General features: G+C 40.5%; 12 protein-coding genes. All 12 read left to right on the top strand.

Translation table 11 applies throughout. The features are described 5' to 3' along the window. From tssE to J8M01_RS01425, 12 genes are read left to right on the top strand one after another with little or no spacing between them, the layout of a single operon-like run. Positions 1-420 (top strand): type VI secretion system baseplate subunit TssE, encoded by a 420-nt coding sequence (gene tssE, locus J8M01_RS01480; RefSeq protein ID WP_247670929.1) that lies wholly within the window; start codon positions 1-3, stop codon positions 418-420. Then, positions 413-2,230, top strand: coding sequence for a type VI secretion system baseplate subunit TssF (locus J8M01_RS01475; RefSeq protein ID WP_211056772.1), 1,818 nt, complete (start codon positions 413-415; stop codon positions 2,228-2,230). Before tssE ends, J8M01_RS01475 begins: the two co-directional genes overlap by 8 nt. Continuing rightward, positions 2,221-3,144, top strand: a complete 924-nt coding sequence (locus tag J8M01_RS01470; protein ID WP_211056771.1) for a type VI secretion system baseplate subunit TssG — start codon at positions 2,221-2,223, stop codon at positions 3,142-3,144. The genes J8M01_RS01475 and J8M01_RS01470 overlap by 10 nt, the downstream gene beginning before the upstream one ends. 15 nt (positions 3,145-3,159) lie before the next feature. Next, complete coding sequence (tssH, locus tag J8M01_RS01465) at positions 3,160-5,724, top strand: type VI secretion system ATPase TssH (RefSeq protein ID WP_192508852.1); 2,565 nt, start codon at positions 3,160-3,162, stop codon at positions 5,722-5,724. 46 nt (positions 5,725-5,770) lie between these two features. Next, positions 5,771-6,451, top strand: coding sequence for a transporter substrate-binding domain-containing protein (locus J8M01_RS01460; RefSeq protein ID WP_247670928.1), 681 nt, complete (start codon positions 5,771-5,773; stop codon positions 6,449-6,451). After that, positions 6,452-7,267, top strand: coding sequence for a hypothetical protein (locus J8M01_RS01455; RefSeq protein WP_210995729.1), 816 nt, complete (start codon positions 6,452-6,454; stop codon positions 7,265-7,267). Further along, entirely contained in the window at positions 7,252-7,761 is a 510-nt protein-coding gene (gene tssJ / locus J8M01_RS01450; protein WP_192508849.1) for a type VI secretion system lipoprotein TssJ, read from the top strand. The genes J8M01_RS01455 and tssJ overlap by 16 nt, the downstream gene beginning before the upstream one ends. Before the next feature lies 1 nt (position 7,762). Continuing rightward, the gene (gene tssK, locus J8M01_RS01445; protein WP_192508848.1) at positions 7,763-9,085 is read left to right on the top strand and encodes a type VI secretion system baseplate subunit TssK; all 1,323 of its coding nucleotides are present in this window, start codon (positions 7,763-7,765) and stop codon (positions 9,083-9,085) included. Position 9,086: 1 nt separating this feature from the next. Then, positions 9,087-10,298 carry a DotU family type IV/VI secretion system protein gene (locus J8M01_RS01440; RefSeq protein ID WP_211056770.1) on the top strand — a complete coding sequence of 404 codons (1,212 nt, stop codon included), beginning with the start codon at positions 9,087-9,089 and terminating at the stop codon, positions 10,296-10,298. Positions 10,299-10,306: 8 nt separating this feature from the next. After that, the gene (locus tag J8M01_RS01435) at positions 10,307-13,669 is read left to right on the top strand and encodes a type VI secretion protein IcmF/TssM N-terminal domain-containing protein (RefSeq protein ID WP_211056769.1); all 3,363 of its coding nucleotides are present in this window, start codon (positions 10,307-10,309) and stop codon (positions 13,667-13,669) included. Positions 13,670-13,686: 17 nt separating this feature from the next. After that, entirely contained in the window at positions 13,687-15,699 is a 2,013-nt protein-coding gene (tssI, locus tag J8M01_RS01430) for a type VI secretion system tip protein TssI/VgrG (RefSeq protein ID WP_211056768.1), read from the top strand. Beyond that, a complete protein-coding gene (locus tag J8M01_RS01425) occupies positions 15,677-16,219 on the top strand; it encodes a hypothetical protein (RefSeq protein ID WP_348772704.1) in 543 nt (180 codons plus the stop codon). The genes tssI and J8M01_RS01425 overlap by 23 nt, the downstream gene beginning before the upstream one ends. Positions 16,220-16,223 lie beyond the last annotated feature (4 nt).

Below are 16,223 nucleotides of genomic sequence, written 5' to 3'. Positions count from 1 at the left end.
ATGGACAAAGATTCAACATCGAACAATACAACCGATGAGTTGGTGCAATCAATTCATCATAATATTGGGCTTATTTTAAAAACGGAAGCTGCGTTTTTACCTGACGACAAAGATAACTTGACGAGTGAATCGAATATTTGTTTTGGATTGGAAGACATAGCCTTGTTTAGTCGACTTAACTCTGGTGAGCAAATAGCGATAAGAATAAAAAACAAAATTAGTCAGTTTGAACCTCGTTTACATGGGGTTAAAGCGATTTATATTGAGAATGAACAACAAGATTTATTATCGAATACCATGAAATTTGAGATCTCGGCGATGCTCACTGTCAATGGTAAAGAAGAGATATTGCAATTCGATACAGACATTAATTTAAGTCAAATGACCGTACTGATAGAGAACGAAAGCCAATATGATTAATCGTATGTTGAAACATTTTGAAGATGAACTTGCCAGCATACGCAATGGTTTGGAAGGCTTTCGTACACGCTTTCGTCGTGAAGCAGAGCATATTAATCTCAACGATAAAGGGCGGGAAGACCCAAATGTAACTCGGCTAATAGACAGCTTTGCGTGGGTTGCCGCAAAGAATGCGATGGAAATAGATTCTTTGCGGACTAAGCATATTGAAGAGTTTAGTGACATAGTGTCTCCAAACTTATTTAAAACATTGCCGACAGTCGTTAAAGCACAGTTTCAGCCCAGTGCAGATGACTTTAATAAGCCTGTTTTATTAGACAAACATGTTGAAGTTGAACTTGATGTGCTTAAAGCGGGGCAAGAAAGCGTTAATATTAAATTGTCTAACTCTTTGCCTATTACGTTTAGTCCATTACTAGTGAGCGGCTTTGCACTTGAGCAAACGCCATTTGAGCATGCGATGCCCACACAGCTTGATACTAAACATGCGCTATATTGTCTGCGTGTAGCACTTGAACCTGTAAGCGATGAAGTTGATGTCAGTCAGGCGCTGATGCAGCCGATTCAATTGCATTTTAGTAATGAGTCTATTGGCCGAAATGTCGCTGATATTATTAATCAAGCAGTTATCAAAGTGGCACTGTGCGTTGAGCAAGGTGAACAAGCGCATGATGTCGGTGCGGGGAACTTTAAGTCACTTTTATCTGATGAAGACTCCCTTATTTCCCCGATTAAGAGCAATGAGATCCCTGTTTATTTTAAATTAAAAGAGTATTTTGCGATTCCAGATAAACGGCACTTTTTTATTTTACGTAATGACAAAGAAATCGCAGTATCATCAGGACAGACCGTGTTTTTGGATTTGTATTTGAATGAGCTCGGAGCGGCCTTACTTGATGAAAAAAACTTGTCTGTAAAAATAAACAAAACACTGTTCAGTAATTTGTTTCATCAAACATCAGAGCCGGTTCGGGTGAATTATCAAGAGTTGTCGTATCCCATTTTTGCAGATGCAAGCCAAAGTAATATTCATATCTACTCTATCGATCGCGTTTATCAGGTGTCTTCCAGTGGGCAAAATGAAATCCAACCGGTGATAGGGACACAAACGGTTGATTTTCAAGAGCAGTTATATTGGTCAAAAATGACCAAGCTGGCTGCCGTTGGTGCAACCCAGTCGATAGATGCTATTGATGAAGTGCAACATTTAGTGCTACCCATTAATAATGCGACCAAAGCTTACCCAAATGGATTTACTGCGTATGCGGAAATTACCTGTTTCGATGCAGAGCTTGCCAGTAAAGTTCATGTGGGTAATCGTATTGTTGTTAATACAGAAGAAGCTTTAGCTGGGGAGTTTAATGTGGGTGGGGTGACCATTCAGCCCATTGGTACGGTGACAGATGAACGTAACTATTGGAATATGTTGCGGCTGTTATCATTTAATTTGTCGCAGTTATTGGAAGCGGATGATGCGAAAGAAACATTGAAAGGTTTCTTGCGCTTATTTGTTAATTCAAATGCGACTCACCAAGAGCTCAATGCCATTTATCATGTGCAGGCTGATAAGATTAACGCGCCGTTTCAGGTGCAAGGCAGGATGATATTTGTGCCGGGGCTAAGTTTAACGATTAAACTGGATAACTCTGAATTGACAGCCGACTTTTCATTATTTAGCGAATTATTGAATGATTTTTTCATGGCGCAGACGCCATTTGATCGTTGTTGCCAATTGCATGTTGAATACACCAGCTTTAATTGGCCAACGAAAGTGTTTGATGCGCAGCTCGGAGTGCGAACATGCAGCTAAGTAAGCGAGTATTCACTAAGGTGAGTTCAGCTTTGCATTTTACGCGGCTGGCGAGGCTTTTTGGCGCCAAGAAAGTCAGTTTTAAACAAGAGCTATTTTCTGATCATTATACAGATAGACATATTAAATATGATGAATTAGCGGATCGCCACTATGTTGTTAGCGCGCATGAGGCGACCTTATTCGGCCCAAATGGTGGCTTGCCGAATTTCATTTTAGATTGGTTGAAAGAAGCCTACCTTAGATTAAATCGGGCGTATTTGCGTTTTCTTGCTATTTTTGACAATACCTTTGTGCATCAATCACTGCAGTTAAAGTCATATTCTTCAGTGGTATTGCGGGCTGAAAAAGCACAAACTGCCTATGAAGCATTAACCTTAAAAAGGTCTTATTTTTATTCACTTACGGCACAGTACGATGAGTTGGCGATGTTGCCGGCTACATTGGTGGTACGTAGTGAACATTACTGTTTAAATAATTTGGTGTTATTACTTAAGCATTATTTTCCAAATGATGTATCGGTGTCATTAACTGCATTGGAAGAAAAACAGATCCCCGACCAAGCCCGTAGTCGAGTTGGGCGGTGTAAGTTAGGCCAAGGTGCGGTATTAGGGCGGAAGTTCCCGCAGTTAGGTCGAAAAGTTATAGTGAGTGTGAAATTTGAATCAGCAATCTGTTTTGCCAAATTAGAGCGTCAAGACAGTGAACTAATGGGCAGGTTGCGCGCGATAAAAACGCTATGTAATTACTATGTTAATCATGAGGTTGTTGTTGATGTAGAAGCGGAATATACCGGTTCACAAGTCGAAAGCTTATATCTGACTAAACAGCAATCACAAGCCATTGTGTTGGGCGTAAATTCTAATTTGGCAACACGTGGTGGTATTTTTAAACGAATTGTAAGGGCTCGTTAGAGTAGAGGGAATCGTATGTCACAAGTATCTATTTCAAAGTTAATTTCATATTTAGATGGCAATTTAAAAAATGCGCTTGAATATGCGGCTGCAGATGCAATGAAGTCGCAAGTTGGCGCGATTGAAGTTGAGCATTGGTTGATGTCGCTTTTACAAGGGCGAGACCCTAAATTACAACAGTTTCTAGAATCACAAAAGGTCGATATTGCTGGGTTTTTACAAGAGCTAGAACAGAAAATTAATAAATTAGAGAAAGTACATTCAGGGCAACCAACAATTAGCCCAGAATTAATTGAAACCGTTAAATCAGCATGGTTAGTTGCATCTGTAGAGTTTTCTCATAACAGCGTTGCAGGCTTACATTTATTATTAAGTATTTTACAGCCAGACCCGTTGGCATTTAATAATAAAGACTTCAAAGCGTTGAAAAATGTGTCACTGGAAAGTTTAAAAGAACATATAAAGACATTGGCCGTGACGACGAAGGGCAAAAGCGCTGGCAGTGCTCCGGCTGCGGTGGTCACTGGCGCGTTAGATAAATTTACGGTTAACTTAACGGAAGCGGCGAAAAATGGTGAATTGGATATTATTTCTGGCCGGTCAGAGGAAGTGCGTCAAGCGATCGATATTTTGTGTCGAAAACGTCAAAATAATCCGATTTTTGTGGGGGAGCCAGGCGTTGGTAAGACAGCTGTTGTGGAGGGACTTGCACAGAAAATAGCGAATAATGAAGTGCCAGCGGTACTGGCGGGTGTACAAATTCATACCCTTGATCTTGGTTTATTACAGGCTGGGGCAAGTGTTAAAGGAGAATTTGAAAATCGACTTAAGGATGTGATAAACGAAGTGAAAACCTCTGAAGTGCCTATTGTCGTGTTTATTGATGAAGCGCATACACTTATTGGAGCGGGTGGTGCTGAAGGACAGAATGATGCAGCAAATTTATTAAAGCCAGCCCTTGCACGAGGTGAATTTCGAACTTTAGCGGCCACAACGTGGGAAGAATACAAAAAGTATTTTGAAAAAGATCCCGCATTAACTCGTCGTTTTCAAGTCGTGAAAATAGATGAACCTAATGAAGAAGATGCATTACAAATGCTGCGTGGTGTCGCCGAGTCTCTAAAATCACACCATAATGTATTTATTACAGAAGCGGCCCTAGAAGCAGCGGTCAATTTATCTATCCGTTATTTACCCAGTCGAAAGTTACCAGACAAAGCCATTAGTATTTTAGACACATCTTGTGCGCGTATTGCATTGACGCAAAGTGCTAAGCCGGCACAAATTGAATCTGTTGAACAGCGCATTCGCTATTTAGAAAATGAGATTGTTTCGTTGAACAAAGAAGATGATATGCTCTCGAATCAGCAACAGGCGATTGTTGAAAAAGAACACTCTAAAATAGGGTTTGAGCAACAGTTAGTGGATTTAACAACGCAATGGGATAAGGAGAAAGTACTTGCGAAGCAACTAGCTGAAATTCAAAAGGGTGAGGCGCAGGGGGATTTTGCGGAGCTACTGGCGCAGTTAAAGTCTTTGCAAGGCGAAGATCCGATGATCCATGCGATTGTTGATGAACAAACGATCGCCGAAGTAATAGGGGCCTGGACCGGGATCCCAGTTGGTAATTTGCTAAAAGATGAAGTCGCCAAGTTACTATCATTAGAAGATTCCTTGCATCAGCGGATAATAGGCCAATCACATGCCATGAATGAACTGGCAAAGAGTATTCGGGTGTCACGAGCAGGGTTAACAGATAAGCGCAAACCAGTTGGCGTCTTTTTGATGTGCGGACCAAGCGGGGTTGGTAAATCAGAAACCGCTTTGACTTTGGCCGATCAGCTATTTGGTGGTGAGCAGGACATGACCATCATTAATATGACGGAATTTAAAGAAGCCCATAAAGTATCTATGTTGTTAGGTTCACCTGCGGGTTATGTTGGTTATGGAAAAGGCGGTGTGCTAACGGAAGCCATTCGTCGCAACCCATACTGCGTTTTGTTGCTTGATGAAATGGAAAAAGCGCACCCAAGCGTACATGATATTTTTTATCAAATTTTTGATAAAGGCTGTATTCAAGACAGTGAAGGGCGCAACATTGATTTTCGTAATACCCTGATCATCATGACGTCAAATGCCGCAGATAGTGCGATTGTTGATTACTGCAATGACCAAGCAGATCGCCCTGATATGATTTCATTGGTTGATAATGTTCGACCAGCATTACAAGAATTCTTTAAACCTGCATTTTTAGGACGTTGCAATATCATTCCTTATTACCCACTTAATGAACAAGAATTAGCGCAGATCACTGAAATATCGTTACAGCGGGTTGCGAATAAGCTTAAGGAAACATATGAGGCGACACTTCAGTATGATCAACAGTTTGTGGATTATGTTGTCACTAAAGGGAATGAACCTACGATAGGTGGTAGAGCGATTGAACAAATTATTAATCGTCATTTAATGCCTTTGTTGGCTGAGCGTTGTATTGAAAAAATAAGCCAAGGTGAAGTTATTTCGACGGTCGATATTTGTGGCCACGCTGATACAAGCGGTTTTGATTTATCGATAAGTTAACGTGTTCATGCTGAAATACATAGTACAATTAGCATTGATTGTAGGCATGGCAGCTATGAGCGAGCGCGCAGTGGCGAAAGATCTACTGCGTTTGGCAACGCATGATGCTTATCCATATCATTACATTGAGAATGGCAGCGTAAAAGGGACTGTGATCCGACAAATTAAATGTGCGTTTAACCGATTGGAAACACCATATAGAGCCGAATTTAGTGATTGGGTTGATGTTGAATTGCGTTTGAGAACCGGTAATCTGGATGGTATTTTTGCGGTAGCGCAAAGTGAAGCCCGTAGTGAGTTCGGTCAGGTATCAGTTGCTGTTGCAGCAAAGCATCTTTACTGGTACTTCGCGGGTAACAAAATTGATATTGAGACCACGAATCCATTATATCAGCGATATAAAGTTGCAGCGGAATTTGGTTCTGATGAATGGCTTGATTTGAAACGCAAAAGTTATAATGTGAGAATGAAGCCTCGTAATGCACGTGCGTTAGTGCAGTTACTATTAAGTCATGAGGTCGATGCTATTTTGTTAGATGAGCATGAGTTTGAACATGAAATAGCAAAATTACGTTTGCAAGATACGGTTTTTTCACGCACAGAACATGGAACAATTGATCTGGGGGTGCTTTTTTCAAAGGCATTTTTAAATGACAGGCCAACTTTTTTAGATGCATTTAATACCGCAGTATCGAATTGTATTGTGCCTAATAGTGGAAGTCAGTAAATGAATACGGCGATTTTACAAGTAACAGAGTGCCCTGACGATATCCGTCTTCTGTCACGTATGGCAACGATATCTGAGCAAGGAGTGGTATTGGGCAGCTCAATTGAATGCGATCTTATTTTGCCGGCTATCGATGCCAGTGAGGATGAGAGTGAGCAGTTGATTAAGGTCTTAGTGGACAAGGACTCAGCGCAGTACAAACTCATCGCTTTAATTGAAGGGGTGAAAATGAACGGCCGTGCTCAGCTTGCTAATTCATCGGCGCTATTATCTGATGGTGATGTGATTACATTCAATGGATATACATTGCTATTTTCGAATGACAATGAAATAACGCATGACCAAGGTGAAGTCACGCAAAATGATGCACAAGCACATTTATTTGAAAGCGTTGATGACATTGAGTTTGATGCGAGCAATATTTTTGCCGATTTAGAAAATGAATTAGACCAAGCTTTCACACGTGATAAAAGTGTCAACGACGATTTCTCGGAACTGCCACGCTCAGAAAGCATAGACTTGCCAGTAAGCAAAGACAGTAGTCAGCGTGTTATTGAACAGAAGTTAGATCAACTTATTGCCGTAACGCAAAACCCATGGCAACAGCAAAAACAATTGCTCATGATGATGGATGATGTGGTTGATGAGTTTGTGAAAGAGTTTGACCCACAATTAATTGACGAAATGGTTGGACCGCCTTCAATGTTGAGTTCAAAACATTGGAATGCTTATAAAAGTTATTATCAAAGAAAAATTAAAGAAGGGCATTTTAAACGTCAGTTTAAAGCGTTATTAATTGAATGCATGCAAAAATAATATTAATACTCTCATGCTTGTTACTTGTAAGTTGTTCAAGTGGCGACGCGCTGCAACGGTATTCATTGCCGATTAAGTTGCGCTTAGAAACCAATGAACAACTTAATTGGGCGAATAATACGGCAAATCCAGTTGCGGTACGTATTTACCAACTCGCCAAGAAAGAACGCTTTTTACAAAGTAATTTTATTACGTTGTTTAATGGCGACACACAAGTGTTGTCCGAACAATTGATTGAGAAGAAGCGTTTGTATCCCGTGATGCCAAACACCAGTGAAGATATTACGGTGAAGTTATTACCTGGGGTTAGATATTTGGCTGTGCTGGTTGAGTTTACCCAGTATCAAGCTGGGGCAACTAAGGCAGTGATTGAATTACCTGAAGATGTATCTGAAGAAACGGTAGTCTGGCTTGGGATCAATGGTACGGGTGTCAAGTTTAATGAAATCCCAGAGAAAAGCCTGTTAGACAACTTATTTAGTTGGGGAGCTTAATTTGAGCAACAAGATTGTATGGCGTGAAGGGGCATTTTTATACCCTCAGCATTTTCAACAAATGGAAGCCCACCTCGAAGGGATCACACAACGCTATAGTGCACTCACAACCAGTGAGTTTGCACCCCATTGTGGATTAACACAGCTCAGTATTAATGAATCACTGTTACAGCTTGGGCAGTTTTCTATACGTGCATGTGAAGGTATATTACCTGATGGTCAATATTTCAAAATAGCCAAAGAAATCGCAATGAGTATCCCACCAGGGAGCGTTGATCAAATGGTATACCTTGTGGTCCCTGCGCTATTAGGTGGCAATAACAGCTTTGAAAATAATTCGACCACCTCACGTTATAAAACAGCTTTCACAAAAATCTATGATTTCACTTCTAATGAACAAGAAGAAATTGAAGTTGAAACGGCTTCGCTTAACGCAACGTTAAAGCTGGAACAAGATAACTTGGATGGCTTTGTAAAGTTAGCGGTTGGCAAAGTACTAGAAGTAGATGGTAATGGTGCGGTGATTATTGACCGCTCATTTATTCCTGATAGTTTGAGTATTGGTGCTGCTGATATTTTACTTGAACGGGTTAAAGAATTAGAAACGTTGGCGAACGCCAAAGCAAACCAATTGTTACTGCGCTTAAATACGGCTGTAGAAACGCAAAGCAATGCTGCTTTATTTAAGGAGCAGCAATTACTCAGCACTATTTATCATTGGCTGCCTTGGCTTGAAGCGACTCAAAAGACTCAGCATTATAAATTAGGACGTTTCTTCTTTGAGTTAAAGCAATTTGAGGCGGCACTATTGAGTGTGGAGTATGAGCAGCGCTTACCTTGGACGCCTTTAACATTTGAAAACCTTTTCAAACAGTTTCACGGTGTGTTGTCGTGCATAAAAGACAAACTGTCTATTACTCAGCAACAGAACGTGGTTGAGTACTTTTGGGATAAATCGTTATTTGATAGTCGTAGAATGTTACTGGCAAAAGTGAAACAGGCCGATGTATTGCAATCTCAGCGTATTGTTATTGCGGTGATTGCATCGCAAGGGTATATCTCTAAAGAGGTGTTTAAAACAGGATTTAAGCTGGCAGGGAATAAGAGCATTGTTAACTGTATAAAAAATGCAACTCAGGGCGTCATGGTTAAAGCGTTACCCTTCCCACCGGCAGAGTTGAAAGAACAAGCAGATGCCACGTATTTTGAGGTTGATGTGGAAGATGCACTATGGCTGCAAATTATCGAAAATAAAGAAATGTTAGCGTTACATATTGATGCGCGCATTCATGTTGATGACGTTAAACTATTTATGATCAATTAATATGAATACAGCCAGTTATACCGTCAATCAATTCTCTCTCGTTGATGAGAGAAATGCCGCACTTAAAGACTTGTTGAGCGAATTTTCGTGGCAAGGTGAAGAGCTAATGCGCTTGAGCCTACCTTTGATGCCAATGATTGATGCGATCAAGTCACTTGATGATCCCGTGTCACTTGATAATTATCGAGCGCACTTAGTACTAGAGTTAAAAAATATAAAACAACGTGGACACGAGTTGGAGGTTTCGCCTGCATTACTTGATAAGCTGTGCTTTATTTGGGCGGCCTACTTTGATGAACGTGTCAGTTATGAAAGTACACTCGATACCACGCAATGGCAAAATAAAACGTTGGTAAGCCAGTTGTTTGGAGTTCGCAATAGCGGCGAGACATTCTTTAATCTTATTAAGCAATTGATGGGCTTTCCTAAAAAGCATTTAGCACTTCTGAAAGTGTGTTACGTTATTTTACAACTGGGGTTTAAAGGGAAGTATCACAACCACCATGGTGCTCAGTTAAAACAAATTATCGCAGAGATAAATTACGCATTATCTGAACTCGGTGCGTTTAAGATTTATGCTGAAGAACAACCGCGTAAAGTCAGGGTGTTTCGTAGGCGGTTTGGTTTGTTTAAAGGGATTAAGCCACTTTATTTTTGGCTAACCATGCTGCTGATATTGTTAACAAGTTTATTTAGTTACAATCATTATTTAGGTGAAATGTACCAACAGCAAAATTTAGAGTATCAAGTAATGGCTGATGATACTTATCAACATCTGAAAAAGTTACAGCCACCGAAGATGTTTATGGAGAATACCCAGTTTTTTGAACAGGCGAAATATGAGCAATCAGCAATAGGCGCTGTGGCAACAGTAAATAACGAAGTCACCACTTCAGCTCTTGGGCCATCAAAAGCACTTAAAAGTGACCCTCTTGAGCTTGCAACGGCGGAGTTCAATGAAGCGCCCATAGACACAGCATCCGCTGCACAAATAGTTAGATATTTAGTGCAGATTGGGGCGTTTAAGAACCGCCAGCGTGCAGAGAATTTACAAAAAACATGCGCAAACTCACAGTATCCTTTACAGATCATTGAGCAGCAGGAACGCCAACTTGTTGGTGTTATTACACGCGGTTTCGCACAGGCAAAAACAGTAAGTGATTACTTTACTGAGTTTTGCAAAATCATTCCTTATATTAAGAAATATCAATGAGTCGAGTCATGTTACGAATAGTTCTCGCAGGTGTGTTAGTTGTTATTGGTATTGTGCTAGCGGGGCTCAATGGTTGGTTTAACTATGGCAGTATGATGTATTGGGTGAGTGCACTTATTATACTGTTAGGTATAACAAGTTATTTTTTCCCCGCTTTGCGTGCGTTTGTGGGGAGACGATATACCCGTAGTAGTCGATTCAAACAATATTCACAGCTATATAGGCGTATCGAAAAGAAAATAAAACTCAGTCCTAATATTTATGATACCGCATGGTACCTTGCAGCATCAGAGGAGAGTATTACAGATACATTCGCGCAGTTTAATCGTGTAACGCTTGCTAACATGCCGTCGAATATTGCGGTTTATCATGTGCAGGGGGCATTAATTTGGCATGTTAAATCGAGCCATAAAGCGGAACGCGCACATTTTTTATCTTGGTTGACGCATATACGGGCGAAGCAGCCACTTAATGGCATGCTCTTACTGAATGACGCATTTAGCTTAATTCAGCGTGCTCAAAAGGCAAAGCAGGCACATATCGCAGATGTGAAAGCACAGTTAGAATCACTTTATTTATTAACCGGGTATAAAATTCCTTTACACTTGTTTTTGTGTGGTGTGAATAAGTTAGATGGTATTGCCGAATCTTTACATGAGCAACGTGATTTAAGTGAGTTATCATTCTTCTTAAAGGGTAATAACCAAAACCTAAGCGGCGAATTATCACAGGCGTACGATGAGCTGTTTAAACGTTTATTTACCAGTAATGTGCACCAAGTTTCACTGCAATTAGATGAAGACTTTAAACGCAAGCAGCTGCTTGGACCTATGCAACTTCAATACTTAAAATTAGCTGTCTCAGGCTTTGTTGACGAGTTATTAGACTTTAATGGTTTAGCGGTGCCGTTTCAGCTTGAAAGTTTCCATTTGGTTGAATCAGAGACTGCGACTCAACGTGTCAATTTGGCGACGGCTCATGCGCTTATTGAGATTAATCAAACATTACTGCCAGTCGTGCAAGAGTCAAATTTAAAGCCTAAGGCGCAATTAACAAAAACATTTGCAGCCTACGTATTGCCTTCATCTCACGGGGCGCCCGCAAATCATTGGCAAATGTGGAAACATGGTATTAAACAAGCTGCGATGATTTTTGTGGGCACAGCCATACTAACTTTGGCCAGTTGGGTTGGCTGGCAAGCTTATTTATATAACGAGGTACTTCACAGTGAATTTAGACAAGTACATCGTGATTATAAAGATAATCTTGATAAATCCGCATTTAATATAGATGAGCCCTCTAGCATTATTGAGCCTCTCACTTTGTTGAGAACGGCGTATGTAAAATTCAATCAGGCACAAAGCTCCCAACCGTGGTATGTATTAGGCATTTTTACTTCGATAGAACGTGCCGAACATTATCAAACCTTGTATAAAAGTCAGCTGTTATTAGCGATTGAACCGAGTTTGAAAAAATACTTGGAAGAGGAGTTATTTGTTTATCTTGAACTAGAAGATTACCTCAAAGTGATTAATGTAAAAGATGTTTATTTATCTTTTTCGAAACGAGAAAATAAACAAATTGTACTGAATTACGTTGCTATGTCACTGCTAGAAAGTGGCGTAATGGATGAAGTACAAACAGGTGACTTTATAGCGTTACTCAATGATTTTTATGACTTAGGTTATCAAGGTGTTGATACGAATGATGAGTTATTGGCGATTGTGGATAGCCAATTGGCACTGCAAGATACCAATCAATTGATGTACAAGTATGTTAAACAACTTCCTGAGTTTACTCGGCTTATCGATATACGTAAGGCCCTGTTAGGAGATGAGTTAAAAAATACCATTTTATTTGAGATTCAGGGTGAGCAATCGAGCTTTTTGGTACCTGCGTTATATACCCCGGAGGCTATGCAGAAATTGTCATTTGTGCCTGAATCCGTGTTTATGCAGCAGTTAGTAGAAAAAAATCATGGATTATTTCAAGTGCCACCGAGTGAAAGGGAGCTGACACGCATCGGGAATTATTTGAAGTATAGTTATATTAATGATTACACGCGCTTTTGGCGGCAGTATTATCAACGTATTGAATTGAAAAAGTCACTCACATTGGAAGATGTGATGACGGCATTAACTGCAAACGAAAAGTCACCTTTAATGCTGCTATATAGCACGTTACGAAATTATTTACTGATCCCCAAAGTGGACGTACCTAAGGAAAACTCAGTCGTTGATGTGACACAGCAAGCACCTGCAAGAGTGGCTGTGAAGGTGGCAAAAGCGGGCAAGTTAGCACAGATAGCAAGCGCAAAACTAGACAAGCACAAGCAATTAGAAATTGCACAGTCGCGAGAGCATAATGAGATAAGCGAAAAAATTCAGCAGTCATTTTCTCAATACCAGCTTTTAATTGGCGAACAAGCGACCATGCGAGATGAATACCAAGTGTTTTTACAGCAATTGATTGCGTTGAAAAAATGGATGAGTCAAGCGGATGATGATGTCATTCCTGGGTTAACGTACTTTAATCAAATTCAACAAAACAGCAACTTCGATGCATTTTCTGGGCTGTGGTTAAAGCCTTATTCAGAGCGTTTGATGCAAGGTTTAGCTAACTTAACTGTGGCGCAAACAACCCAGCATGTTAGAACGAAAGTGCAAACGTATTTGCAAAGCCGCTGGCAAAACTCGGTGTTACAACCTTATGACGACTCGATAGCCCCATACTATCCTTTTGCAGCAAATGGGGAAGATTTAAGCTTAAATGCATTAGCACTGTTTTTTGCATCTGACAGCAGTGTCAGTAAGTTTGAGTCTGAGGTTTTATCGCGTTTTTTGGCTGTGGATGAACAATATCAGATGGCTATTTTTAACCGTAAGGCAGTGATTTCGCTCAATGATAACGTTGTGACCTTTTTTAAATTATTTAAACGGATGCAGCGCCAGCTATATGGTCAAGGTGAACAATTGCAAGCGAAAGTGACTTTACAACCACTCTCACTTTCGCCAAAGTTGAATTCGTTTACGTTTAATTCTGGCGATACAAACATGCTATATACCCATGGTCCATTGGTTGCAACTTCTAGCATGTGGCCAAAAGATTTTTCAACAGAGCGTATTCAGGTAACTTTGCTTGATTTAAATAACCAGCCGCAAATAAAAGAGTATCGCGGGGTTTGGGGGTTATTACGTTTAGTGAGTGAAAATCAAGTTGCATCAAATAAAGACACGTTGATGTTTGCATATCAAAAAGAAGCTGGGGCCACCGTCACTATCCGTGGTGTCGACAGCATACAAAGCTTACTTAACCCACTATTTTACTCACAATTGACGGTGCCGCTGCATTTTTCGCAGCCACTGAAATAAGACGCTGGAGCACACTTATGGAAACCTATATTGCGGGTGAAACCAGCTACTTGATTGCGACGACAGCACAAGGTAAAGAATATCGACTCAACCGTTGCAACGTGTCTGACACCTTATGCAAAGGGGTATCAATTGATATCGATTTGGTAAGTGATGGTGATGATGTCTCGAGTGCTTTGGGCGAAACAATGTCGGTGAGTTGGTATCAAGATGTTGCTGGAAGGCCTAATAAATTACTAGATTACCACGCATATGTTGTTGAGGTTGAGGAGCAAGAAGCAAATGCTGAGAATATTCGTGCATTTAACCTCAAACTAGAGTCATGGCTATGGTTATTAAGATTTAGCCGTACCTATCGTATTTATCAAGCGCAATCCCTCAAAGATATTTTGTCTGATATTTTCGACAATGCAGGCTTCAAAGGTTTATATAAATTTGGCTCGATGCCGACGGGGAAAAAAGAATATTGTACTCAATATGATGAAACAGATCTCGAATTCGTGACGCGATTGATGGCCGAAGCTGGGGTGATTTTTTTCTTTTCGCAAAGCGATGCAAAGCACACCTTAGAGGTGCAACTGGCGTCTTCGCCTCTAGATGACAATAAATTGGCAAAATTTGATCATGCATTAGTTAAATCAGCTAAAAACTTATTAATACAAAGTTTTGAACCTCAGCAGCGTTTAGCGAAAAAATCACTGTCGTTATCAGGTTATAACTATGACAAAGCGAAATCTGAAAGTGCGGTGGCTCAGCAGTCTAATAGTGGTATTACCACGGTAACGAATAAAAGCTTTGAACACTATGCGCTCAATAGTGACGCCGGAGATTTTACCGATGTGAGTGCTTTAGCCACTGTACTTAATAATGCCCAAGAAGCACAAGCCAGTAATATAAAAATAATCACAGATGCCAATGTCGTGATAGTTGGGAACACTCTGTCGGTTGAGAATCATATAAATACTCAGCAGCAAGGGCAATATAATACTTTGGCAGTGGAGCACCATATTGATGTCACTCAAACACAGGTTGATACCAGCTATGTATGCCATGTTATATGTAGAAACAGTAAGTTGGCGCTGACTCCTGAATTCCCTATTAAACCTGTCGTACGCGGAATAACCAGTGCGTTGGTGGTAACTGATGCAGGTTCCTTTGACAGTAAAGGGGAAATTAATCAGGATAAAGATGGCCGTATTAAAGTGCACTTTATGTGGGATGTGAGTGATAGCAAATCGACAAGTTGTTATCTCAGAGTGATGCAGCAAACAGCAGGCGCTAAAGCGGGTATGCAGTTTATCCCTCGGATAGGTGACGAAGTCTTAGTTGATTTTATCAATGGCGATATAGATCAGCCCATTGTAGTAGGGAGCGTGTATAACGGCGGCACGCAACCACCTTACCCACAAAAAGATGCAACGCAATCCTGTATTAAAACAGGGTTAGCAGAAGATACGGGCCATGAAATTTGCTTCGATGATAAAAAAGGTGAGGAAAAGCTCTCTATTAGCTCAGGAAAAGATTTTGATCTAACGGTGACAAATAATGCTACGACGTTAATTAATGCCGAAGATGCACTAACAGTGAAAAAGTCACAAACCACTACGATAGAAGAATCACAAACAGTGACTGTGACAAAAAACTATGGGTTAAAGGCGGATAAAATTTCCTTGGAAGGGGACTCACAAATTGAGCTTAAAGTGGGCAGTAATAAAATAACCATTAGCAGCTCAGGTATTAAAATCGAAGGAAGTAACATTGAGCTTAAGTCGAGCCAAGATACTAAAATATCAGCCTTGAATTTAACGACTGCAAGTAGCGCATCGACCAAAATGAGTGCAAATGCAAATATTGATATCAAAGCAACGGCACAAGCTAACTTGGAAGGTACGGCGGGCGCGAATGTTAAGTCAACCGCAATCGCAAAACTTGAAGGTACCGCTGGAGCGCAAGTAACTTCAACGGCAATGGCCAAATTGAGTGGTGCAGCAATGACTGAAATCACAGGTGCATTGGTTAAGATTAATTAAAGGTGGGATGATTTTGGAGATTATCGACGTACATATAGTCAATGAGTTAAAGCAATGTTCTATCGCTCAGATTTTATCAAAGTATCAAGCATCTAAAGAAGCACTCGCGGTATTAGATCTGGATTGGTCCCCAGAGCATGCTGTTGCCGTATTGTGTGAAAAAGACCTAGAGAGAGATGCAATTCAGTTGATTGCACATGGTTTACCCGTGATGGTGGCAATTCGTTGGGGCGTACGGGTACTCAAACAAAAGGGGGAATTAACGCGCGATCATGAGAAATTACTCACGTGTGTCGAAAGTTGGCTACAATCTCCAAATGAAACTTTGCGTATAAGATCGCAGCAATTAGCAGAGCGAATAGGGTTAGATGTTGATATAGGCTGGCTTGGCTATGCGGTATTTTGGTCTGGTACTGGCTCAATTGTGGCACCAGAGCTGCCAGTTGTTATGCCTCCAGATAATATGGTAGGTCATGCTATTAACGCTGCCATTTTATTGTCTATGATTGATAGAGCGTAATTTT

The sequence above is a fragment of the Pseudoalteromonas sp. MMG005 genome, from assembly GCF_018101015.1.
GTDB lineage: Bacteria > Pseudomonadota > Gammaproteobacteria > Enterobacterales > Alteromonadaceae > Pseudoalteromonas > Pseudoalteromonas aurantia.
This window is presented reverse-complemented; position numbering and strand designations above follow the sequence as displayed.